This window comes from Priestia sp. D51, assembly GCF_053345675.1.
In genome coordinates this window covers 648,968-670,764 of record NZ_JBLTIR010000002.1, presented here as the reverse complement: position 1 = coordinate 670,764, position 21,797 = coordinate 648,968, and the positions used below count along the sequence as shown (strand labels likewise).

General features: G+C 38.5%; 25 protein-coding genes. 16 read left to right on the top strand and 9 right to left on the bottom strand.

Annotated features, from left to right (window positions below):
- Nucleotides 1-255: 255 nt before the first annotated feature.
- From ACNHOZ_RS10105 to ACNHOZ_RS10090, 4 genes are all read left to right on the top strand, one after another.
- A complete protein-coding gene (locus tag ACNHOZ_RS10105) occupies nt 256-1,899 on the top strand; it encodes an APC family permease (RefSeq protein WP_047750503.1) in 1,644 nt (547 codons plus the stop codon).
- A gap of 136 nt (nt 1,900-2,035) precedes the next feature.
- Nucleotides 2,036-2,170: a hypothetical protein gene (locus ACNHOZ_RS10100; RefSeq protein ID WP_255901545.1), complete on the top strand. Its 135-nt coding sequence runs from the start codon at nt 2,036-2,038 to the stop codon at nt 2,168-2,170.
- Between the two features lie 158 nt (nt 2,171-2,328).
- Nucleotides 2,329-2,952 carry a LysE family translocator gene (locus ACNHOZ_RS10095; protein ID WP_033580556.1) on the top strand — a complete coding sequence of 208 codons (624 nt, stop codon included), beginning with the start codon at nt 2,329-2,331 and terminating at the stop codon, nt 2,950-2,952.
- Between the two features lie 271 nt (nt 2,953-3,223).
- Nucleotides 3,224-4,069 carry an N-acetylmuramoyl-L-alanine amidase gene (locus ACNHOZ_RS10090; protein WP_048018945.1) on the top strand — a complete coding sequence of 282 codons (846 nt, stop codon included), beginning with the start codon at nt 3,224-3,226 and terminating at the stop codon, nt 4,067-4,069.
- Between the two features lie 46 nt (nt 4,070-4,115).
- On the opposite strand, the gene ACNHOZ_RS10085 is transcribed toward ACNHOZ_RS10090, so the two are convergent.
- From ACNHOZ_RS10085 to ACNHOZ_RS10060, 6 genes are all read right to left on the bottom strand, one after another.
- Complete coding sequence (locus tag ACNHOZ_RS10085) at nt 4,116-4,433, bottom strand: DUF3243 domain-containing protein (protein ID WP_328242870.1); 318 nt, start codon at nt 4,431-4,433, stop codon at nt 4,116-4,118.
- Nucleotides 4,434-4,652: 219 nt separating this feature from the next.
- A complete protein-coding gene (locus ACNHOZ_RS10080) occupies nt 4,653-5,159 on the bottom strand; it encodes a PCYCGC motif-containing (lipo)protein (RefSeq protein WP_080968589.1) in 507 nt (168 codons plus the stop codon).
- An 84-nt stretch (nt 5,160-5,243) separates the two neighbouring features.
- Complete coding sequence (locus tag ACNHOZ_RS10075) at nt 5,244-5,864, bottom strand: class I SAM-dependent methyltransferase (protein ID WP_028414429.1); 621 nt, start codon at nt 5,862-5,864, stop codon at nt 5,244-5,246.
- A gap of 58 nt (nt 5,865-5,922) precedes the next feature.
- Entirely contained in the window at nt 5,923-8,481 is a 2,559-nt protein-coding gene (locus tag ACNHOZ_RS10070; RefSeq protein ID WP_447697111.1) for a heavy metal translocating P-type ATPase, read from the bottom strand.
- A gap of 31 nt (nt 8,482-8,512) precedes the next feature.
- Nucleotides 8,513-8,872, bottom strand: a complete 360-nt coding sequence (locus ACNHOZ_RS10065; RefSeq protein WP_028414427.1) for an ArsR/SmtB family transcription factor — start codon at nt 8,870-8,872, stop codon at nt 8,513-8,515.
- Between the two features lie 300 nt (nt 8,873-9,172).
- Nucleotides 9,173-9,601: a PAS domain-containing protein gene (locus ACNHOZ_RS10060; RefSeq protein ID WP_230624700.1), complete on the bottom strand. Its 429-nt coding sequence runs from the start codon at nt 9,599-9,601 to the stop codon at nt 9,173-9,175.
- 187 nt (nt 9,602-9,788) lie between these two features.
- Between ACNHOZ_RS10060 and ACNHOZ_RS10055 the strand changes: the two genes are divergently transcribed.
- The 8 genes from ACNHOZ_RS10055 (at nt 9,789) to qoxD (ending at nt 16,404) form a co-directional block, all read left to right on the top strand.
- On the top strand, nt 9,789-10,028 hold the full coding sequence (locus ACNHOZ_RS10055; protein ID WP_033580560.1) for a hypothetical protein: 240 nt from the start codon (nt 9,789-9,791) through the stop codon (nt 10,026-10,028).
- An 80-nt stretch (nt 10,029-10,108) separates the two neighbouring features.
- Nucleotides 10,109-10,261 carry a hypothetical protein gene (locus ACNHOZ_RS10050; RefSeq protein WP_168761006.1) on the top strand — a complete coding sequence of 51 codons (153 nt, stop codon included), beginning with the start codon at nt 10,109-10,111 and terminating at the stop codon, nt 10,259-10,261.
- A gap of 479 nt (nt 10,262-10,740) precedes the next feature.
- Nucleotides 10,741-11,088 carry a rhodanese sulfurtransferase gene (locus tag ACNHOZ_RS10045; protein ID WP_048018947.1) on the top strand — a complete coding sequence of 116 codons (348 nt, stop codon included), beginning with the start codon at nt 10,741-10,743 and terminating at the stop codon, nt 11,086-11,088.
- A gap of 307 nt (nt 11,089-11,395) precedes the next feature.
- Nucleotides 11,396-11,974, top strand: coding sequence for a hypothetical protein (locus ACNHOZ_RS10040; RefSeq protein ID WP_013057828.1), 579 nt, complete (start codon nt 11,396-11,398; stop codon nt 11,972-11,974).
- A 566-nt stretch (nt 11,975-12,540) separates the two neighbouring features.
- Nucleotides 12,541-13,494: a cytochrome aa3 quinol oxidase subunit II gene (gene qoxA / locus ACNHOZ_RS10035; protein WP_013057827.1), complete on the top strand. Its 954-nt coding sequence runs from the start codon at nt 12,541-12,543 to the stop codon at nt 13,492-13,494.
- A 46-nt stretch (nt 13,495-13,540) separates the two neighbouring features.
- Complete coding sequence (gene qoxB, locus ACNHOZ_RS10030; RefSeq protein ID WP_013083896.1) at nt 13,541-15,484, top strand: cytochrome aa3 quinol oxidase subunit I; 1,944 nt, start codon at nt 13,541-13,543, stop codon at nt 15,482-15,484.
- On the top strand, nt 15,484-16,092 hold the full coding sequence (qoxC, locus tag ACNHOZ_RS10025; protein WP_013057825.1) for a cytochrome aa3 quinol oxidase subunit III: 609 nt from the start codon (nt 15,484-15,486) through the stop codon (nt 16,090-16,092). Before qoxB ends, qoxC begins: the two co-directional genes overlap by 1 nt.
- Before the next feature lie 3 nt (nt 16,093-16,095).
- Nucleotides 16,096-16,404, top strand: coding sequence for a cytochrome aa3 quinol oxidase subunit IV (gene qoxD, locus ACNHOZ_RS10020; protein WP_013057824.1), 309 nt, complete (start codon nt 16,096-16,098; stop codon nt 16,402-16,404).
- Nucleotides 16,405-16,433: 29 nt separating this feature from the next.
- Here the strand turns inward: qoxD and ACNHOZ_RS10015 are convergent, their stop codons facing one another.
- Nucleotides 16,434-16,772, bottom strand: coding sequence for a hypothetical protein (locus ACNHOZ_RS10015; RefSeq protein ID WP_048018948.1), 339 nt, complete (start codon nt 16,770-16,772; stop codon nt 16,434-16,436).
- A 1-nt stretch (nt 16,773) separates the two neighbouring features.
- The gene (locus tag ACNHOZ_RS10010; protein ID WP_048018949.1) at nt 16,774-17,553 is read right to left on the bottom strand and encodes an undecaprenyl-diphosphate phosphatase; all 780 of its coding nucleotides are present in this window, start codon (nt 17,551-17,553) and stop codon (nt 16,774-16,776) included.
- A 181-nt stretch (nt 17,554-17,734) separates the two neighbouring features.
- Here ACNHOZ_RS10010 and ACNHOZ_RS10005 point away from each other — a divergent pair, with 181 nt between their 5' ends.
- The 3 genes from ACNHOZ_RS10005 (at nt 17,735) to ACNHOZ_RS09995 (ending at nt 19,753) form a co-directional block, all read left to right on the top strand.
- A complete protein-coding gene (locus ACNHOZ_RS10005) occupies nt 17,735-18,148 on the top strand; it encodes a hypothetical protein (RefSeq protein WP_033580565.1) in 414 nt (137 codons plus the stop codon).
- A 101-nt stretch (nt 18,149-18,249) separates the two neighbouring features.
- A complete protein-coding gene (locus ACNHOZ_RS10000) occupies nt 18,250-18,792 on the top strand; it encodes a GNAT family N-acetyltransferase (RefSeq protein ID WP_034270305.1) in 543 nt (180 codons plus the stop codon).
- A gap of 133 nt (nt 18,793-18,925) precedes the next feature.
- The gene (locus tag ACNHOZ_RS09995) at nt 18,926-19,753 is read left to right on the top strand and encodes an LCP family protein (protein ID WP_048018950.1); all 828 of its coding nucleotides are present in this window, start codon (nt 18,926-18,928) and stop codon (nt 19,751-19,753) included.
- Between the two features lie 34 nt (nt 19,754-19,787).
- Here the strand turns inward: ACNHOZ_RS09995 and ACNHOZ_RS09990 are convergent, their stop codons facing one another.
- On the bottom strand, nt 19,788-20,051 hold the full coding sequence (locus ACNHOZ_RS09990; protein ID WP_013057818.1) for a hypothetical protein: 264 nt from the start codon (nt 20,049-20,051) through the stop codon (nt 19,788-19,790).
- Between the two features lie 413 nt (nt 20,052-20,464).
- Here ACNHOZ_RS09990 and hutI point away from each other — a divergent pair, with 413 nt between their 5' ends.
- Nucleotides 20,465-21,742: an imidazolonepropionase gene (gene hutI, locus ACNHOZ_RS09985; protein WP_028414420.1), complete on the top strand. Its 1,278-nt coding sequence runs from the start codon at nt 20,465-20,467 to the stop codon at nt 21,740-21,742.
- Nucleotides 21,743-21,797: the final 55 nt, after the last annotated feature.

The window sequence follows — 21,797 nt, the reverse complement described above, 5'->3', positions numbered from 1 at the left end:
ACTTTTAATTGGTAAAACGCACAAAATTCTAAAAATAAAAATATTTTTTATTCAAAACGCGTACTTTTTTAACTTGATGATGATATAATAGCAAATAATAAATGAAGAAGGGGGACGGGTGAATGAATGTAAAAGCTTTTGGTTAGTACTTTTAAGCAGCATTTTTAGAGATCAAAATGAATTTTATTTTTTAAATTTAATGAAAGCGCTTAATAACTCACTTCTCAGAATATATAGAAGAAAGGTGTTAGATACATGAATAACTTACATAGAAAAATGGGAACGTTTTCTCTCATGATGGTCGGCCTTGGATCTATTATTGGATCAGGATGGCTGTTTGGGGCATGGAGAGCTGCTCAAATTGCAGGCCCTGCAGCAATTGCTTCTTGGATTATTGGAATGGTTGTTATTTTATTTATAGCTCTTTCTTACAGTGAACTAGGATCGATGTTTCCAGAAGCAGGAGGTATGGTTAAGTATACGCAGTACTCGCACGGCTCATTTCTTGGCTTTATTGCGGCTTGGGCAAACTGGATTGCCATTGTATCCGTTATTCCTGTTGAAGCGGTTGCCTCTGTTCAGTACATGAGTTCATGGCCGTGGGAGTGGGCGAAATGGACAGGGAGTTTAGTAGAAAACGGGATTCTTACTGGAAAAGGCTTGGCTATTGCTACAGGGCTATTAATCATTTATTTTCTTTTAAATTATTGGACGGTAGGCTTATTTTCGAAAGCTAATTCACTTATTACCGTTTTTAAAATTGTGATTCCAGGGCTTACAATTGGTGCTCTTTTATTTGCAGGATTTCACGGCGGAAACTTTTCCTCTGCAGGAGGCGTTGCTCCAAATGGATGGGCAAGCGTGTTGACAGCTGTTGCTACGTCTGGGATTGTGTTTGCTTTTAACGGTTTTCAAAGCCCTATTAACATGGCGGGAGAAGCGAAAAATCCGGGACGCTCTATTCCAATTGCCGTGGTAGGATCCATTTTGATTGCAACCGTGATCTATGTATTGCTTCAAATTGCGTTTATTGGAGCGGTAAATCCTTCAGAAATCGTAAAAGGATGGAGTCATCTGAACTTTAATTCGCCGTTTGCCGATTTAGCGATTGCACTAAATATTAACTGGCTTGTTATTGTTTTATATGCAGATGCGTTTGTATCGCCATCAGGAACAGGTATTACGTATACAGCTACCACGTCACGCATGATTTATGGTATGGAAAAAAATAAATACTTGCCGAATATACTAGGACGAGTTCATCCGCTTTACGGCGTTCCTCGTCAAGCCATGTTTTTTAATCTATTTGTCTCATTCATCTTTTTATTTTTATTTAGAGGCTGGGGAATTTTAGCCGAAATTATTTCTGTAGCTACGTTAATTTCATATCTTACTGGTCCTATCACAGCTATGACGTTAAGAAAAACGGGGACCGATCTTTATAGACCTTTACGTATAAAAGGGTTAAATGTAATAGCGCCTCTTGGCTTTATTTTTGCTTCACTTACTCTTTACTGGGCGAGATGGCCGTTAACTGGACAGGTATTATTTATTATTTTAATTGGTTTGCCAATTTATTTTTATTACCAAGCAAAATCAAAATGGAAAGGCTTTGGTCAAAACTTCCGAGCTGGCGTTTGGATGATTGTCTACTTATTATGTATGATGACAATTTCCTGGATAGGAAGTGAAAAATTCGGGGGACTCAATATTATTAAATACGGCTGGGATATGGGACTTATTGCAATTGTTGCACTTTTCTTTTATGCTTGGGCACTTAAAAGCGGGTACAAAACAGAGTATTTAAAAGAAGCAATTCATGTTAATAATGAAATGAAAGAAGCGGAAGCACAGACTGCCTCGGCTAAAGAGCAAGTTATAGAAAAACAAATTAAATAAGTAGTAAAAATGAGGCTGGGACAAAAGTATTTCAGTTAAAGTCAAATGCGAACTATTAATTATTTTTTAATTGGTAGTTCGTGTTTTTTGTTGTTATGTTGAAGATAGATTTCATGTTTTCAATTGCTTCTAGCAGTTGATTGGAGGACAAGGCGAAGACTCCGGCGGGAAAAGCGGAACAGGTGAGACCCCGCAGGAGCGTAAGCGACGAGGAGGCTCAGCGGCCGCCCGCGGAAAGCGAAGCCTTGCACGGAAATCAACAGCGGTGTAACAAGCAGCTCAGCTCATGTATACAATTTATTCGTCTTTAGATTAGATTGATTTAGTTATGTCCCATCCTTTTTTTATGGATAAATTTTCTTTTTTTGAATACTAGATAGTAAAAAATGCTATAATGGTTGGCAAAATCATGCAGGGGGAGAACGGCTTATGGATATCGTATCAATCACTTCTTTTTTAGGTGTAGCCGCTTTGCTTACGGTTATGCCTGGTCCTGATAACTTATTTGTTTTAGCACAAAGCATATCAAACGGTAAATATGCAGGGATTTCGACTTCATTAGGTCTTTGCACGGGCTTGCTTGGTCATATAGCAGCGGCAACGTTGGGTCTGTCGGCTATTATTTATCAATCAGCTTTAGCATTTGCTATTGTCAAATACGCTGGGGCAGCTTATTTATTATATCTGGCTTATAAGACGTTTACAGCCAAAGATTCCGCTCTCGCTGTTGAAAATAAAGAAGCCATTGAGTACAAGGTGCTATATAAAAAAGGAGTGATTATGAACCTGCTAAATCCAAAAGTTTCGCTTTTTTTTCTTGCTCTTTTACCTCAGTTTGTTAATCATTCAACCGGACACGCCACACAGCAAATGCTTGTTTATGGAGCTGTGTTTTTAGTTCAAGCGCTGATTATCTTTACGTTAATTAGTCTATTTGCAGGGAAAGTAGGGGAGTTTTTGCGAAAATCTCCGGCGCTGTCTAAGCGGCTTAATCTCGTGCAAGGCTCTATCTTTACGCTTATTGGCTTAAAAATTGCTTTTAGTGAGAAATAGCAAAAGATAAGATGGCGAACCTGCTTTTTATCTCTATTAAAAGGCGTGGACATAGGTTAGTTAAAGGGAGATCCGAACGATAAATCCAATTCGTTCGGATTTTTTATGTTTATGGTAAAATCCAGTTTTTTAAGTTATTGTTCTCTAACCTTTAAGAGGACGAACCCTTCTTGTCCACTTACATATATATATAGAATGAGAGATAAAACATCGGACAAAGCCGGTGTTAACCCCAAGTTCTTTCATATTATGGCTGAAAGGAAAGGTTCACATGAAAAAAGTATGGCTAGATGCAGGGCACGGCGGTACAGATTCAGGCGCTTTAGGAAATAATTTGCGTGAAAAAGATATTACGCTGCAGCTTGTATTACACGCGCGGGCGTATTTAGAGCATAACTATTTAGTAGATGTTCAAGTAACTCGTTCAACCGATGTGTTCGTTTCATTATCAGATCGAGCGAACCGAGCTAATGCATGGGGAGCAGATATATTTGTTTCAATGCACATTAATGCCGGCGGAGGTACTGGATTTGAAACGTATCGCTATCCATCACAAGAGGGAAGTCAATCTTCTCTTTTACAAAAAGAGCTTCATGCAGAGATTTTACCAACCATGCGCAAATTTGGAACGATTGCAGATCGCGGTTTAAAAACAGCTAATTATGCTGTACTGCGTGAAACAAATATGCCTGCTGTTTTAACTGAAAACTTATTTATCGATACAACAGCCGACGCTGAAAAATTAAAAAACGCGACGTTTCTTCGTGAAGTGGGAGAAGCACACGCGCGTGGAATTGCTGCGTATTTAAACTTACCTTCTACTAGCGTTACATTCTATACCATTCAATCTGGAGATACGTTTTATAGCATTGCAAAGAAGTATAATATCACCGTTCAGCAGCTGCAGGATGCAAATAACGGCGTAGATCCTACCAAACTGCAAATTGGGCAGCAGATTGTTCTTCCTGTCACTACGTATACTGTACAAGCAGGAGATACGTTCTATAGCATTGCAAAGAAGTATAATATGACTGCTCAGCAGCTGCAGGATGCAAATCCCAGCGTAGATCCTACCAAACTGCAAATTGGGCAGCAAATTATCATTCCCGCTGTTTAATATCTGTAAATAAAAAAGATGACACGGCAGCGTGTCATCTTTTTTATTATTGAACTAATCTTACAAGCATATGGGCAAGGTGATGCTGCTGTTCTTTGTCTCCAACTTTCCACAGTTCGTGAAGCAGGTTTTCCTCTCGATTGTGAGGCTCTTCATGCTTAGCGAGATAATCAGCTACTTTCTGAGCTGTTTTAGCCAGCTGTTCCTCATTCATCCCTAACTTTTCACCTTTTGAGACCTTGTCCCCTAGATAACTTTTAAATCCTTCGAAGCTAGAGAGAATATCCTCTTTTTTCTCCTCGCTCATAGAATTAATGGCTCCTTCAACTTTTGCTGAATGGTTTGTTTCTACAGAATTACTCATAGATTTTTTCTCCTCTCATGGTTATATTTGGGTGTTAGAAAGCATATTCCCTGAGGATTCAGTAAATAAACGTCCAAATGTGTTATTTTTACATGATGGCGTTTTACAAGGACTTAAAAAGGTGAGGTCAAACGAGATTTTATCAACCAATAATAAAATGACAAAAAAAGACTTTGAATAAAGAAATCAAAGTCTTTATATGATTTTTATACTGAAGCATCATATTTCCGGCGTAGGAGTAGGCGTGGCATAGCCTTCCTTATATTTATGATCAATTTCTTGACGAATGTCTTCGATGCTTTTGCCTTTGCTGTAGTCTACTACAGCTTGAGCCGCTATTTCTAAGCAGACACCGCATTTTGTTCCGTGATCATCCCACATTACTGCGCCGTTTTCTTTGTTTTCAAAGATAAAACAGTCGTAGTTGTTTTGATGATTAGCTTCTTCGCCACATCCGCAGTAGCAAGGAATGTTTTCTAGTAAGGTTTGATGCTTAGCAGCGGCTGCATAAATAAGCTGCATATCTTCGGGCTTGTCACTCAGAAAGGAAGGGAGAGTGTCACTATTTTTTGTTTCTTCTCGTTTATCCCCTAATGTGTGCGGCTGATGTTCTTCATGTTGTGTTGTTTCTGTATGTTTGCTAGCTGAACTTTCTTTACTTTCGTTTCCACAGCCGGACACCATGCCTGCTGCAAGGACAACTGGTATGACCTTTGATTTCATCATCAAAATGTTCATCCTTTCTTCAATTAAAGATAGAAAATAATATGTACATCCATCACGTTAAAAAGACATCATTCGTCTTTGAAGTCATTCATCAACTTTCTGCAAAATAATTTTCCGATACATACCTTTCAACATGACGCTTGAATTTTCCTTCAAGATAAGCTGATCCCGGCTTGCTTCAAGCATATGTTCAAAAGAGAGGCCAATATCCGTTCCTAGTAATTTTACGAAGAGGCGGAATATTTTTTTAGGAAAAGCCGCGGATTTCTTTTTAGTTTCAAATTTATCAAAAATCAGGATCGTTCCCTTAGGCTTTACTACTCTGGTCATTTCTTTTAAAGCTTGCTTTGCATCAGGTACTACGCTAAGAATTAAGCTTGCTACAACAACATCAAACGAAAAAGAGTCGAATGTTAGCTGCTGAGCGTCCATTTGGTGGAAAGTTATAGACGGGTTTTTGTATTTATCTTTTGCTTTTTGAAGCATTTCACTGGAATAGTCGATGGCTGTTACATTTACTTGATGAGGAATAAAAGCTAAATCGGCACCCGTTCCAACACCTACAAATAAAATGCGCTGCTCAGACGAAAAGGGGACATCTTGAAAGACTTTTTTTCTGGCTCGATAAAACATCCCGTTATTAAAAAAGACATCATAAAAAGGGGCCCAGCACTTATAAATAAATTGGTTCCAGCGGTTATTCACGTAAACCCTCCTAAAAAATAAGCTTTCCAACGCATGCTGGAAAGCTTATAGATTCCATTTATTTTTTCATTTTGAGTAAGCGAAGGCTGTTTAAAATAACAAGTAGCGCTGCTCCTGTATCGCTTAAGACGGCAATCCACAGAGTAAGCCACCCTGGGAAGATAAAGGCTAAGGCAATGACTTTAACAATAATAGAAAACCAAATGTTTTGTTTGATAACAGCTAACGCTTTGCGACTTAGCTTCATTGTATGAGGAAGCTTTTCTAAATTGTCTGCCATCAGGACAATATCAGCTGTTTCCATGGCTGTATCAGTACCAGCACCGCCCATTGCAATGCCAAGATCAGCAGTAGCAAGGGCAGGGGCATCGTTAATTCCATCTCCAACCATAGCCGTTTGATACCCTTCATGTTGAAGCTGCTGTATGGCCTTTACTTTGTCTTCAGGCAGCAAATCAGCGAAATAGCGGTCTACCCGAGACTGAGAAGCAATCATTTTAGCTGTCCCTTCGTTATCACCGGTTAACATCACAATTTGCTGCATTCCGTTTTGCTTAAGGCTTTCTAAAGCAGATATGGTTGTATGTCTGATGGTATCAGCTACGCTAATAATGCCTAGAACACTTTTAGCTGTTCCGACAATAATAATCGTTTTACCTTCGTTTTGAAGCTTTTCAATCTGAGACCAGCAGTGTGTTAGAGGTGTTCCTAAATCTGAGAATAATTTTGCATTACCTGCGTAATAAACCGTGTCTTGAATTGTTGCTTGCACGCCTTTTCCCGTAAGGATTTTAAAATTTGATCCTTGTAAAGAAACGACTTTTTTCTCCGCAGTATAATCCACGATAGCGCGGGCAATAGGGTGATTCGAATAATCTTCAAGCGTTTTGGTTATCGCTAAAAGCTGATTTTCTTCAGCAGCAAGGGAAACAACTTCTGAAACGGCTGGTTTGCCTTCTGTTAGCGTTCCTGTTTTATCAAAAGCAATCGCATTGATTGCACCGGCTTTTTCTAAAAACGTCCCGCCTTTAATGAGCACACCATTTTTCGCCGCGTTTCCAATCGCAGATACAATGGCGACGGGAGTCGAAATGACTAGCGCGCATGGACAAGCGACAACTAATAATTCAAGCCCTTTGTAAAACCACTCGCTCCATGCACCATCAAACAGGGGAGGGATGACCATAATGAATAAAGCTAAAATAAAGACAATAGGTGTGTAAATGGTTGCAAATTTATCAACAAATGCTTGAGTCGGCGCTTTTTTCTCCTGTGCTTCTTCCACTAAATGAATGATTTTAGCAATGGTCGTATCTTCGACTAGCTTTGTTACTTTAATTTCTAACGATCCGCTTTCGTTAATCGTGCCGGCATAGACAGCATCGCCCATTACTTTATCAACGGGAATAGATTCACCTGTAATAGGAGCTTGGTTGATACTGGATTCCCCGTTTATAATTTCACCATCGAGCGGAATTCGGTCTCCTGGCTTTACGACAATCGTGCTGCCAATTGAAATATCTTCCGCAGCTTTTTTAATCAGCTGCCCGTTTTCCTTTACCCATGCTTCAGAAGGAGCTAAATCCATCAAACCTCGTATCGAGTTTCTTGTTTGTTCAATTGATCTTGTTTGTAGAGCTACACCTAAAGCAAATAGCCAGACGACCGTAGCACCTTCAAGCCATTCACCAATAACAGCTGCTCCAAGTGCTGCAACGGTCATTAAAACATTCATGTCTAAAGAACGGCTTTTGATTCCGTAATAAGCACTTTTAGCCGGCTTATATCCGCTAACAATCATGGCAATAGCGTACAGTACAGTTGTCATATAAGAAGCAATTCCTGTATGAGAACCGATAAAACCTAGTGCGATGAGAATACCTGAAAAAATAATCGGACCATTTTTGCCTTTATGGTGCCGAGATTCAGCGGGCTGCCTGCTGCTGGTCACTAAAGTAGCGGTATACCCAGCTTTAGATACTTCTTTAATAATGTCATCAGCTTCATTATCATGTTCAATTTGTGCTTTTCCCGTTGAAAAGTTAACGCGTACGTCTTTGACAGCAGGAACTGTTTTTAAATGATTCACAATCGTGTTTGCACAAGCTGCACAGTCCATTCCTTCAATCAAATACGTTTTCATTTTCTTATTTGATTGAATAGGCTCAATACTAAAGCCCAGTCTTTCCACTGAGTTTGGAATGAGTGACAGAGCTGATTCACTTGCCGCCGCCACTTGAAGCTTTCCTGTATTGTAGTTGATTGCTACGTGTTGAATATCGTTTAACGTTTTTAAACTTTTTTCAATCGTAGCAGCACAAGAAGGACAATCCATTCCATACACGCGGTATTCAGCCGTTTCTTCTATATCACTGCCTGTTGCTATATCGTGATCGCTGCAGCACGAAAGCTGGCTTTTATCGGTCGTTAACGCACTTGTATCTGAACAGCAGCTGTGACTGTGTGCGTGACTCTTTGTACTACAGGAAGAAGGTTCTTCAGTAGGTGAGGCTTCTGAAGAAGAGGAGCAGCAGGGGCTGTTCTCAATTTCTGATGAAGAAGGGCCGCTGCAGCAGCTTCCGGTATGGTGATGATGTTTTTTATCTTCGTGTTTCATTGTGTCCCACTCCCTATACGGTAAGAAAAACTTAAATGGTTACATCTTCTTTTTTAGCAAACATAATATCAATTACTTGTTTAATATGTGCATCCCTTAAAGAATAAAAAGCTAACTTTCCTTCTTTGCGATAATTGGCAATTCCTATATTTCGCAGCAGTCTTAAGTGATGAGAAGCAGTAGCAACCGTAGAGCCTACAATGTTGGCTACGTCACATACACATAATTCCTCACCTTTATAAAGGGCTAATACGATTTTCAGCCGCGTTTCATCTCCCAACGCTTTGAACATCGTAGAAATATCCTGAACAGCTTCAACATCGATAGAAGGCTTAATACGATTCACCTTTTCTTCGTTAAAACAATAAATATCACAGCGATCTTTTGGCATAGTTTCCTCCTTCATTCAAACATTCAAATGATTGTTTGTTTATAATATATGCCAATTTAAAAAAATGTTCAAACATTTATTGATTATTCGGACTTTTTTTCTGAGCAAAACATAAATATAGAAAGAATAAATATGAAAAGTATGCCTATTAGTGTATGTACTCTGGACTAAATGGTGCGGGCAAAAAGAGAATGATTTTACGTGTAGAACAAAACAAAAAGCCACCCCTATAGGTAGCCTTTCAATGACTTTTAAAAATGAGAGAAATAACCGAATACAGCGCAAATTATGTTCATTTGGTTATCGTTTTAATCGATTAAATAATAAATCTGCTGCATTATTTAACACCTTGTCCGATTCTTTTAATCGCTTGTCTGAGTTTTCTAAATAGGATTGAGCAGATAATACAACATCTAATGGATCCTTGACATTTTTCTTTTCGGTGCATACTAAATGACCAACATTATTTTTCCAATGAATCGTGCATTTAAAATTCACAAATGTATCATCGCTCGTTCTCAAACGCAAATGCCTGATGATGGGGTTAGATGAAGAGTGCTGTGACAGCATCCACATTGCTTGTTTCCGGTCGTCTTTATGAATAATGCTCCACAGACTGGAGACTGAAGAAAAATAAGAATGTGCTTGACTAGAAAAATGCAGGATTTCACCTTCTTGATTTAATTGAAAGTAAGGAACGGGGATCCATTTAAGTATGTTACTTTCCATCATGCACCTCTCCCAACTTAAGTAATCTCTTTTACCATATCACAATTACCTAATATTTGTATGATTTTTATCATTTTTCCCACTCTTTTCTCCGTTTTAAGCTGTAAAAGCTACCGAATTATTCAGTTTAAAACACTTGAAAAAGGAACGTGTGTTCGGTAAACTAAAAATTAAAGGAGCGAATTCTATGGAACGGCTACTTCAAGAAAGCTACTCTTCGAAACGACCTGTTGAAATTATTTATATGGATGATAAAGGATGTTTGACACAGCGATTTATCATTGTGTATAAAATTGATCCTCAGAGCGTAAAAGCTTGGTGCTTACTAAGGAACGAGAAACGAACGTTTAAAATAGAGAATATCCTTTCATGCGGATTCAGCAATAAAAGGAAAAGCAGTTTTAGGCAGAAAGCTCACTCAATTTAAGAGGGGCTTTTTCATATCATTTCCTCTTATGGCGTGTGAGTTATTTTCATACACTATATCCACCAGAAAGGGGAATGAACATGACATTAAACCAAGGAAAGAAAACTAAACATATTGCTAAAGGGAGCACGGAAGAAGAAAATATGACAATGCAGGGTGAGAAAAAACAGCATGAAGCACAAAGTACCTCTTTGTCTCATAATAATTGTCGTGCAAACCTTGACGGAGATTAATCTATAAAAGGAAAGCTTTCGTCTCCGAGGCTTTCCTTTTTTGTGTATATTGCATTTTTAAGCTAACTCGTATTTTTCTGAGCCAATCACAATATAGTCTTTCGCTTCACGTGTTCATACTATCCTATCTCGCATCCTTCGTTTTTAGAATCATTTTTCTGACGTTCTTGCAACATTGGGTCTACTATATTACTCATAAGCGAACCTCAGCCTTAACGGGACAGAAAAGGGGAAATGAAGATAAAAATTCTGCGTTTCTTCATTATAATAAGAAAAAACGATCTGTTTACTAGTATTTAAATCTTTCGAAAAATCAAAATAAATAATGATTGATTTCGTCACTTTATTGTGGTTTCATAATAAAGTGTAAAAAGACCATTTTTCTTTCAGAGAGAAATGAGATAGAGTACTTCTGTGTTGATTCTTTCTTTTGAATATAGTATACATACAGGGGTATAGAAATTAATTGGGAGGAAAACATGGCGATATTATATATGAGCATAGGTATTTTACTTTTATTAATTTGTTACAGTTTTTATAAACGCTATGTGCCGGTGCAGGGAATAAAGAAAGTGACGACCGCCGACTGTGATTCTACAACGATTTCGTATGTAGATGTTCGTCATTTTCATGAAATGAAACAAAACCCCTGTCAAAAAGCAATCCATATTCCGCTTCCTTATTTAGAGAGACAGCATGAGGAAATTCCATATAAAGAAGTGGTCGTAATTGTTCCTGACAGCATTTCCCGAAATTTAAGCATTCGGCAGCTCAAAAAACATGGATATCAGGTCAAAGGATACATGTGTGCGGAAAGATGTGTATAATAAAAAAACGGCAAATAAGCCTTAAACGACTTTGATATAGAAGGATATAATAGATAAGCTAAGCGATACTCATTTCAAAATGGGTATCTTTTTTTGCTTTAAGGATTAAGAAGGGGAGTGGAGATCGGTTTCTTTTGGTTCAACAGCTACTGAGTCTTTTAGCGTATTTTTATGACAAAAGGTTTGAAAAATCCCTTTTGTGGTAAAAAAAAACGTAGTTCTCCTAGTGCATAGACAGAGGTTTAATAGGAAGTTATAATTTAGGCAATTACATAAAAGGGGAGTAAGCTAAGGAAGGTGAATAGATGTGCGAAAGATAAAGCGGTTGCTATTTCTGTTCATTTGTATAGCGGTTGTAATTGTTGCGTATGAGATGATTCGATATCCGATTGAAAACAATGCTGCAAGTGTGCAGCAGCATTTGCGAAATTGGGAGCATAAAGAAAGTATTGATGGTTCTGCAAGGATTACGCTGCAAGATTTTAAACGGGTTGATCACTCTAATACATACATAGCCTTATTCTCCATACCTGGTGATAAAGAAGGAATGGCCGTATTGAAGCAAGGATGGAACAAACGCCTGCGTATTGAAGTCAGTACCAAAATGAGCAATTTAGTGGATTATGATGATATCCATACAAATAAAGGTACATATGCGCTGTTTACAGGAACAAATAGAAGTAAACAAATTGAGCGCGTAAAGGCGGCTTTGGTGCACGATACATATACAATTGATGCCGCGGTTCCAAAAAGTGATTATTTTGTGCTGTATGAAAAAATACCGAGTCATATTAAACATCCGTTTCCAGCAACGACAACGCTGCTAGATAAAGCAGGGGATGATATCACGGTTAAAGAATTTATGGATCAAGAGCTGCGTGAATAACACGCAGCTTTTTTCTATAATAAAAAGCTTTTTAAAAAAATTCACGTTTTGTTCATATTTTTGAAAGAAAGAATTTTAAGCAAAAAAATCAAATATTTGCTACAAAACAAAGGGGAATTAACGGGCAAAATAAGTTTCATACAGGGCGTCACATTTTCTTTGAAAATTTGTCACAAAATATTCAATTATGTCGATGTGTATTGATATATCAATGTTGAAGCAAACATGCAAAGCTAATTTTGCAGTTATTCCTAAAGAAATAGTTAAGAAATGGGAGCTTAATCCTTTTATTTACATTTATTCATACCAAATTATGTGATAGAATATCGCAAGGTTGAAGCACTCTAACCCCATTGGTACAGTCACTATATTAGAATATTTTTAATATAAAAAAATAAAGCAAAAGGGACGAAAAAAATGTCATTTTGTATTACAATAGTAGTGGCCTACAAATAAGGGGGAAGAGAGTCTGTATAAAAATGTCGTTATCTAGCGAAAGATAGCGCATTTTGAATGTTCATCAATATAGGCTTCGCATCATGTGTTGTTAGAAAGGAGAGTTTTAAGTGAAACCAAAAAAAGGATTTTGGAAGCTAGTAGGTTTACTATCTGCGCTTTCACTAGTATTTTTGAGCGGTTGTTCAAAACTTGCTGTATTGAACCCGCAAGGTCCTGTTGCAAAAACGCAATCTGATTTAATCATTTGGTCTATGTGGATGATGTTGATCGTGGTTGTTGTCGTATTTGCTATTTTTATATTTGTTCTTGTCAAATATCGTGAAAAACCTGAAAACATGGACTATGAGCCACCTGAGCAAGAAGGTAACTTAAAGATGGAGGTTATTTGGACAGCATTCCCAATCATCATCTTAATTCTATTAGCAGTGCCAACTGTTAAAGCGATCTACTCTGCAGAAGAAGTACCGGCAGAATCAAAGGATAAAGATCCAATCGTGATTCACGTTACATCTGCAAACTGGAAATGGATTTTCAGTTATCCGGAACAAAATATCGAGACGGTTAACTACGTAAACATTCCAGCAGATACGCCAGTGAAATTTGAGTTAACGGCTCAAGGACCTATGAACTCATTCTGGGTACCAGAACTTGGCGGACAAAAATATTCGATGAACAATATGTCAATGCCATTATACTTAGAAGCTGATAAGCCTGGTTCTTATATGGGACGTAGTGCTAACTTCTCGGGTGAACATTTCACTCAAATGCAGTTCGAAGTTCAAGCTCAAACGGACAAAGACTTCAAAGAGTGGGTTAGTGACGTAAAAGGTACAGCTGGTAAATTGACTGAAAAGAAATATGATCAAATCCTAAGCCCAGGCGTTGTTGGTCGTCAAACTTACAACGGTACACATTTAAAATGGATTGACCATGCAAAAGATGTATACATTCCTGGCAAAGAGCTAGAACGTGGTACAGGACATGATCACAGCAAGATGAAAGAAGACGAAAAAACGAGTAATGAAGAAATGGAAAACATGGATCACTCAAATCATGAATAACATTCATTTATTACACTAAATAACGTAATGATTGGGGGAAGACATAATGAAGCTAGATGAATTTTTCGTCACTGGCGAACCTATGATTTACGCTGCTGACGCAGCAATCGCTATGACGGTCATCGGTATCGTTTTTGTCTTAACATATTTCAAGAAATGGAAATGGTTATGGACAGAATGGTTAACAACAGTTGACCATAAAAGACTCGGTGTCATGTACATCCTTTCAGCTGTATTAATGCTTTTCCGCGGCGGAATTGATGGAATCATGATGCGTATGCAGCTTGCATTCCCGGGTATGAACATTTTAGATGAACATCACTACAACGGAGTCTTCACGGCTCACGGTGTTATCATGATCTTATTCATGGCAATGCCATTTATTATCGGACTAATGAACGTAATCGTTCCATTACAAATTGGTGCGCGTGACGTAGCATATCCGTTCTTAAACGCAATCAGTTTCTGGACATTCTTTATGGGAGCAATGCTATTTAACCTTTCTTTCGTAATCGGAGGAGCTCCTGATGCAGGTTGGACAAGTTACTTCCCGCTTGCAGGTAAAGAATTCAGTGAGGGTATCGGAAATAACTTCTATGCCGTTTCACTACAGATTGCTGGTGCTGGTACATTAATGACTGGTATCAACTTCTTTGTAACAATTTTAAAAATGCGTGCCCCTGGCATGACAATGATGAAAATGCCAATGTTTACTTGGTCAATCTTCATCACATCAATTATTATCATTTTCGCGTTCCCTGTATTAACAGTAGCGCTTGCACTTATGACACTTGACCGTGTATTCGGAACAGCCTTCTTTACAATGGCTAACGGCGGTCTTCCAATGATGTGGGCTAACTTATTCTGGATTTGGGGTCACCCTGAAGTATATATCGTTATTTTACCGGTATTCGGTGTCTTCTCAGAAGTTATCAGTACACATTCTCGTAAGAACTTATTCGGTTATAAAGCAATGGTAGTATCAATGGTCGGTATCGCATTCTTAAGTTACCTTGTATGGGTGCATCACTTCTTTACAATGGGTAACTCACCGTCAGTTAACTCGTTCTTCTCAATCACAACGATGTTAATTGCCGTACCAACCGGAGTTAAAATCTTTAACTGGCTCTTTACAATGTATAAAGGCCGTATCAAATTTACGACTGCGATGCTTTGGTCATTAGCGTTTATTCCAAACTTCGTAATCGGTGGGGTAACAGGGGTTATGCTTGCGATGGCATCAGCCGATTATCAATATCATAACAGTTACTTCCTAATCGCTCACTTCCACTATGTATTAATCTCAGGTACAGTGTTTGGCTGTTTCGCAGGTTTATACTTCTGGTATCCGAAAATTTTCGGTCACACGTTGAACGAAAAATTAGGAAAAATTTCATTCTGGATTTTTGTTGTTGGATTTAACGTATGTTTCTTCCCACAATTCTTCTTAGGTTTAGACGGTATGACTCGTCGTATGCAAACTTATGCAGACAACCTTGGCTGGAACGGATTAAACTTAGTTTCAACAATCGGTGCATTCTTAATGGGTCTTGGCTTCTTCGTATTAGTAGTTAACTTATTATACAGTGCATGGAAAAACAAACGCGACACTGCAAACGATCCTTGGGATGGTCGTACACTTGAGTGGTGGACTAAATCACCAGTTCAAGCTTACAACTTTGCAGTAATTCCTCATGTGAAAGAAATGGATGCATTCTGGCACATGAAAAAACGTAATGAAACAGAAATTAAAGCAGAAGACTTAAAACCAATTCACTTACCAAGCAACTCTGGTGTGCCGTTTATCTCAGGTATTTTCTGGTTTATCGGTGGATTTGGCTTAGTATTTGAATGGATTCCAATGGCAATCGTTGGATTAGCAGGTATTTTTGCTTGTATGCTTGCTCGTTCATTTGATTATGATCCGGGCTTCTATGTAAAAGTAGATGAAATCAAGAAGGTTGAAGGAATTACAGGGGGTGACAAATAATGGCAGGACATTTAGATAAATCATTGCCGTTAGAATACCAAGAAGAACAAAGTCGCCTGAATATCCTTGGATTCTGGATTTTCTTAGGTGCCGAGATCGCGTTGTTCTCTACGCTGTTCGTAACGTACTTAACGTACCATACGCGTACAGCGGGTGGCCCTACTGCAGAAGAACTGTTCGTTGTTAAAGATTTTATGATCGAAACGCTGTTACTACTATTCAGTAGTTTCACGATGGGAATTGCCATCTTTAAAATGCGTAATAATGATTTAAAAGGACTTTTAGTTTGGTTTGTTATTACACTTGTTCTTGGTGGAGGATTCCTTTTCTACGAAATTCGTGAGTTTTACATGTACGCAGTTCACGAAGGTGCAACAATGCAAACAAGTGCCTTCTTATCAGGGTTCTTTACACTACTTGGAACGCACGGTCTTCACGTAACAGTCGGTGTATTCTGGGCAATCAGTATTATTATTCAATTAGTAAGACGAGGATTAACACCAGTTACTGCTCGTAAAGTATTTATTATCGGTTTATACTGGCATTTCCTTGATGTTGTATGGATCTTCATCTTCACGCTTGTATACTTGAACGGATTGGTGGGATAAGACATGGAAAATAAACAAGGCCAAAAAGCAGGTTTTCCGCTTAGTCATGTATTTGGGCTTATCCTTTCACTAGCCTTAACATTCGCAGCGCTTGGTTTAGTAGTGCTAGCTGATCTATCAAGAAGCATTACGATGACTCTTATCATGATCCTAGCGTTATTACAAGCAGCAATGCAGCTAGTAATGTTCATGCACATGACTGAAAGTGAAAATGGTAAAGTACAGGTTGCAAATATTCTTTACAGTTTCTTTATTGCACTTTGTATCGTTGTTGGTACACTGTGGATTCTTGCAGCTCACTTTAACCATTAAAAATAAAACCACTTACTTCGGTAAGTGGTTTATTTTTTTTCATTCAGTTTATATTTCAACGTTTGATATTCTCCCGTAGCCACTTTTTTTACTACTTTTCCTTTATCATCTCTATAAACATTTACTTGTTCGTATACTTCAATTCGGTATCCGCCTCTTTTTTCTGTTTTAACATGAACTTCTTTGACCGACATATTTAATTGTTCCGCAGCGTCTTCATCAGCAGAAGTTTCAACAGCTCCTCCATCAAGTGAAAGGTGAGATATGCTGTCAAACGACTGCTGGGAATTGTTATCAACATAGCTTGTCACGACTAAAATGCCGGCAAAAAACAATACTAAAAAAAGCGTCCGGACTTTTATCTTCATCTTAAAACACCCCCGTAAACTGACAAACAAGCACGACTGCACCTAATATCCAAACGTAAATCGCAAACGTTTTTAACGAATGATGCTTTAAATAATTGATCATCCATTTTACCGCTACATAACCGAATAAAGCAGATGAAAGGGTAGCGACGAATAAAAAGAAAACGGAGAGATGCTCGACTTCACCTGTGACTACATCTTTTAACTGAAGTAACACTGCTCCGCAAATGGCCGGAGTCGACAATAAAAAGGAAAAATAAGCGGCTGTTTCACGGTCTAATTTTCGCATTAACGCAGCTACCATCGTTAAGCCAGACCTGGATACAGCAGGGAATATCGCAGCTGCTTGAAACGAGCCGATAAAAAAAGCATCTCCGTATGAAATATGATCCATTTTTTTATAGCCATTTTTTACGGAATCACCAAACCATAACAGCAGTCCCGTCGCAAGAAATTCCCAGCCGATCGTTAGGCCAGATTTAGAAATGCTGTCAAAATAGTCTTTAAACAAAAGACCAATCGCAACTGCAGGGATCGTTCCTATCACTAAAAGCCCTGTAAGCTTGCTAAAGGGATGCCGAATAATATGCCATAGCTCACGCTTATAAAAGACAAACACAGCAAGCAGAGTGCCCATGTGCAGCATCGTATCTAAATACAATCCCGCATCGTCTAAGCCAAATAAGTGGCGCCCTAAATACAAATGCCCCGTGCTGCTTATTGGTAAAAACTCTGTAAGCCCCTGAATGATTCCCAAAATAAATGCTTCAAACCACGACATCTTATCACCTCATACAGCGTGTCCTTATTAGTAGTGTATAGAGGAAGTTCTGAGAACATGACAAAAACATGGAAGTATAGGCATTCATTTAGTGAAATAAATACGTAAAAATAGGTCATAGTATAAGAAGAGACGACCATTCTTATCTCCATCTCATCCACTATGGAAAGAGGTGCTTAAAATGATACGAAAATGGGTTGCTGTATGCGTCGTATTCGCTGCTTTTATTTTTCCGCAAGCAGTAAGTGCTGAACAGCCAAAAGTAGAGGTGTTTCAAATTGAAACGGGCAGAGTCGTTCGTTCAACGCCCAAACCTCCAAATGTTCAAAAAGAAGCCGAAAAAAGTATTGCGTCCATTACTGGTTTATATAAAAAGGCAAGTCCGCTTCCTAAAAAAGGCTATCTTGTTAAAGTACCTCTTGATCCAGCCGTGAAAATTGAAAATAGTGCGGTCAACACGCTGGCAAGTGAAGTTATTTTTGTTCTTGAACCGAACCAAAAACCAATCATGATGGTATTTGACAATGAAAATAGAACCTATTTTTTTGAATTTACTCATGATTTAACTCTTCTCAGAAAAGCATTACAGCTATAAGTCATCGAAATGATGGCTTTTTTTTACATAGACAGTTGACAGTTTATTATGATAAATGTAATATATTTAGAAAAGTCAGAAATAATAAGGGGGAGAATTATGTGATAGCTCTACGACCGTTCTCCAAAAAAGACTTTAAACAGCTAATGGATTGGATTCCCTCCGAGTCATTTATGGTGCAATGGAGCGGCTCTAGCTTTTCTTTTCCGCTTACTCCTAGACAGTTAAAACACTATATTCGATATGCAAATGAAGATGGTGCCTCTACCTATGCTTTTTCTGTCATAGATGACAATGAACAGCTTATTGGGCATATTTCCCTGGCTCATATTGATTATTATCATAAAACAGGAAGAATTGGCCGAGTGCTGCTTGGTGAAAAGTATAGAGGAAAAGGGTTTTGCTCGCACATGTTTGAAAAAGTGTTAGCTTTCGGTTTTGAAGAACTGGGCCTTCACCGAATTTCGCTCGGCGTCTTTGATTTTAACGAGCGGGCGATTCAGTCTTATGAACGAATTGGCTTTACACGCGAAGGCCTTCTTCGAGATGTCCGGCTTGTAGATGGACAGTACTGGAGCTTAATTGAAATGAGTATGCTAGAAAGTGAATGGGCACAGCGTGATGTGCATCAAAAATCAAGCTAACATCTACTAGTGAAAAGCCAGCTTCCTAACAAGCGGGCTTTTTTGACGCGTGCTTAAATTTCCTCAAGAAGGTATAAATTTTCATTCATTAAGGCATATAGAGAGTAAGTGATGTGTAAAGGAGGCCGTATGAATGAAAAAATACAAAGTAGGCGTCTTAGCGGCATGTATGTTGCTTTTAGGAACCGCTGGGTTTGGAATTGTCTATCAGCATCAAACATCTGCTAAAGAGCAGCCTCATTCGTTTAATGTACTCGTTATGGGCGTAGATGAAAGGCCAGGCGATACGGGCCGCTCAGATGTATTAATGGTGGTCAATTTAGATAAAAGCCATAATAAAGCAAAGGTTATGCCGATCCCTAGAGATACGCGCGTGCACATTGATGGAAAAGGGACGGATGAGAAAATTAACCATGCTTATCGATACGGAGGCATTCCTTTAACCGTGCGCACGGTTGAGAATTTTTTAAATATTGACGTTGACTACTATGTGAAAGTAAATATGGAGGGGTTCAAAGATGTAGTCGATGAACTTGGCGGCGTGAACGTGAATAACCCGTTTCCTTTTGTCTTTGATTCATTTATCTTTCCTGAAGGAGAAAATGCGTTGAACGGTGAAAAAGCTCTTGCCTATGTACGGATGAGACATGAAGACCCAAAAGGTGATTTAGGAAGAAACAATCGCCAGCGTCAAGTGGTGGAAGCTCTATTAGATAAAGGAATGAACATGTCAACGGTGAAAAATATCCCAAGTCTTCTCACGCTCGGAAAAAAGCATATCCAAACGAATATTGATGTCAGCGATGCATTTACGATGTATAACGTCATTAAGAATGGACGGCCTGATTTCGAAACGGTAACGGTAAAAGGAGAAGGACAAATGGTAGATGGTACATGGTATTATGTTGTAAAACCATCTGAAAAAAAGCAGCTGAGCGCTATGTTTCAACAAACCCATTAATAAAAAAGAGGGCTGAATTTTTTCAGCCCTCTTTTTATTCACCAATTTCTTCTTGACGCTGCAAGCAGGAAATTTGTTTTTTCTCTGGATGGACACCAAATGTATAGCCCCACGTTTGCAATTTATCTAGAATGATTTCGTCTTTTTTAAAGCCAAAGATCATCACTACATCTTGGTTTTCATCTAAAAGCAAATACTTTTCATCTTTGCGCCACATCGTTAAGTTTGACGCATAGAAAAGATTCCAGCCGTTATTCATGCGATGGCCGGTTGCTTGGTTTTTATAGTTGACAATCATATTTCTTCCTCCATTAGTGAATCTTTCTAAAAGTAAAACTTCAAAGAATATTATAAACGTTCTCTTCCTAGAAATCTATTATTTATCCTATTGAGGGGACCTCGCCGTGATGTTTATAAAATACATGTGATAAAAGATTTAGTATATAAGGATATATCTGTATAAAACAAGAGTCAATAAGTAAGAAAACGGAGAAAAAAAGGGTCTAAAAGCGTATATAATTGAAAAAAATATAAGTTATCTAGCTTTAAAGACTTAAAAACACGCTTTTCAGACCATGGACATGCTTTTTCGAATTTCTACCTACAAGAAAGAAGGCAGAGGTGCGAAATGTGTAGGTGAATCTAAATGAGTTTACGGTAAACATGGAGCCCCAAAACGTGGTACACGCTAGAAAAGGGGGAAATTCAACGATGTCCAAAAAAGCTCTATGGATTAAAAATGCTTCGCAAGTTGTAACGGCCAAAGAAAATAAAGGTCCTTTAGCTGGCAAAGAAATGAGAAACTTGACGGTGATTGAAAATGGCTCAGTCTGGATAGAAGGAGATCAAATTGTGACCGTAGGTACAACAAAAGAGCTAGAACAAAAATATGAAAGGGAAAGAAATGATGCAACGATTATTGATGCTTCTCACAAAATTGTAACTCCGGGTCTGATTGATCCTCATACACACGCTGTGTACGCTGGCTCTCGTGAAGAAGAATTTTATAGGCGGTTTGAAAGACCAACTTCTTACTTGGATTTATTAGAAGAAGGTGGAGGTATTCACTCCACTGTCGTTCAGACACAGGAAGAGTATGCGTACCGAATTTATCAGCAGAGCTATGAGCGTCTTACGTCTTTTCTAGCTCACGGGGTCACAACTGTAGAAGTGAAAAGCGGATATGGCTTAGAACTAGAAACAGAACTGAAGCAGCTGCAAATCGCTAAAATGCTGAATGATACACACCCAGTTGATGTCATAAGCACCTTCTTAGGAGCACACGTCGTACCTTTAGCATATAAAAGAGATACGCAGAAATACGTCAATTTACTTATTCACGAAATGATTCCTCAAATTTCTTCTTATAAGCTCGCAGCATTTAATGATGCTGTATGTCTTCCAAATGCTTTTTCATTCCAACAATGTCAAGAAATACTCGAAGCCGGGAAAAGCCATGGCATGCTTCCTAAAATACATGCCGACCCCTTTGAATACTGCAGAGGAGCAGAGCTCGCAGCAGAGGTAGGAGCGATATCAGCAGATTATCTTTTGTATGCTTCTGATGAAGGGTTAAAGAAACTGGCTGAAAAACGGATCGTAGCCACACTTTTACCGGGGAATTCCTTATTTGTTGGAATGAAATGGCCAGATGCTAGAAAAATGATCGATTTAGGCGTTCCGGTTACTCTTTCTACAGACTGCAATCCAGGTTCATCTCCAACGACTTCACAGCAATTTGTGATGAATCTGGCATGTATGAATATGAACATGAGTCCTGAAGAAGTGCTTGTAGCCACAACTATTAACGCAGCTCATGCTATTAATCAAGGAGATAAGATTGGGAGTATTGAAGCCGGAAAACAAGCTGACTTAGCGATTTTTAATGTCTCTAGTTATCGAACCCTTCAATATCAGTATGGCTTGAATCATATTGATAGCGTAGTGAAAAAAGGAGAAGTAGTTGTAGAAAACGGTAAAGTTTTGTAAAACAAGTTTATAGAAAAAGAGAAAAGGGTAAAGAGTAGAGAATTTGTCACACATG

Coding starts and splice junctions, on each gene's coding strand:
- ACNHOZ_RS10105 (WP_047750503.1), top strand. CDS start 256: ATGAATAACTTACATAGAAAAATGGGAACGTTTTCTCTCATGATGGTC.
- ACNHOZ_RS10095 (WP_033580556.1), top strand. CDS start 2,329: ATGGATATCGTATCAATCACTTCTTTTTTAGGTGTAGCCGCTTTGCTT.
- ACNHOZ_RS10090 (WP_048018945.1), top strand. CDS start 3,224: ATGAAAAAAGTATGGCTAGATGCAGGGCACGGCGGTACAGATTCAGGC.
- ACNHOZ_RS10085 (WP_328242870.1), bottom strand. CDS start 4,433: ATGAGTAATTCTGTAGAAACAAACCATTCAGCAAAAGTTGAAGGAGCC.
- ACNHOZ_RS10080 (WP_080968589.1), bottom strand. CDS start 5,159: ATGATGAAATCAAAGGTCATACCAGTTGTCCTTGCAGCAGGCATGGTG.
- ACNHOZ_RS10070 (WP_447697111.1), bottom strand. CDS start 8,481: ATGAAACACGAAGATAAAAAACATCATCACCATACCGGAAGCTGCTGC.
- ACNHOZ_RS10065 (WP_028414427.1), bottom strand. CDS start 8,872: ATGCCAAAAGATCGCTGTGATATTTATTGTTTTAACGAAGAAAAGGTG.
- ACNHOZ_RS10060 (WP_230624700.1), bottom strand. CDS start 9,601: ATGGAAAGTAACATACTTAAATGGATCCCCGTTCCTTACTTTCAATTA.
- ACNHOZ_RS10055 (WP_033580560.1), top strand. CDS start 9,789: ATGGAACGGCTACTTCAAGAAAGCTACTCTTCGAAACGACCTGTTGAA.
- ACNHOZ_RS10050 (WP_168761006.1), top strand. CDS start 10,109: ATGACATTAAACCAAGGAAAGAAAACTAAACATATTGCTAAAGGGAGC.
- ACNHOZ_RS10045 (WP_048018947.1), top strand. CDS start 10,741: ATGGCGATATTATATATGAGCATAGGTATTTTACTTTTATTAATTTGT.
- qoxB (WP_013083896.1), top strand. CDS start 13,541: ATGAAGCTAGATGAATTTTTCGTCACTGGCGAACCTATGATTTACGCT.
- qoxC (WP_013057825.1), top strand. CDS start 15,484: ATGGCAGGACATTTAGATAAATCATTGCCGTTAGAATACCAAGAAGAA.
- qoxD (WP_013057824.1), top strand. CDS start 16,096: ATGGAAAATAAACAAGGCCAAAAAGCAGGTTTTCCGCTTAGTCATGTA.
- ACNHOZ_RS10015 (WP_048018948.1), bottom strand. CDS start 16,772: ATGAAGATAAAAGTCCGGACGCTTTTTTTAGTATTGTTTTTTGCCGGC.
- ACNHOZ_RS10010 (WP_048018949.1), bottom strand. CDS start 17,553: ATGTCGTGGTTTGAAGCATTTATTTTGGGAATCATTCAGGGGCTTACA.
- ACNHOZ_RS10005 (WP_033580565.1), top strand. CDS start 17,735: ATGATACGAAAATGGGTTGCTGTATGCGTCGTATTCGCTGCTTTTATT.
- ACNHOZ_RS09995 (WP_048018950.1), top strand. CDS start 18,926: ATGAAAAAATACAAAGTAGGCGTCTTAGCGGCATGTATGTTGCTTTTA.
- ACNHOZ_RS09990 (WP_013057818.1), bottom strand. CDS start 20,051: ATGATTGTCAACTATAAAAACCAAGCAACCGGCCATCGCATGAATAAC.
- hutI (WP_028414420.1), top strand. CDS start 20,465: ATGTCCAAAAAAGCTCTATGGATTAAAAATGCTTCGCAAGTTGTAACG.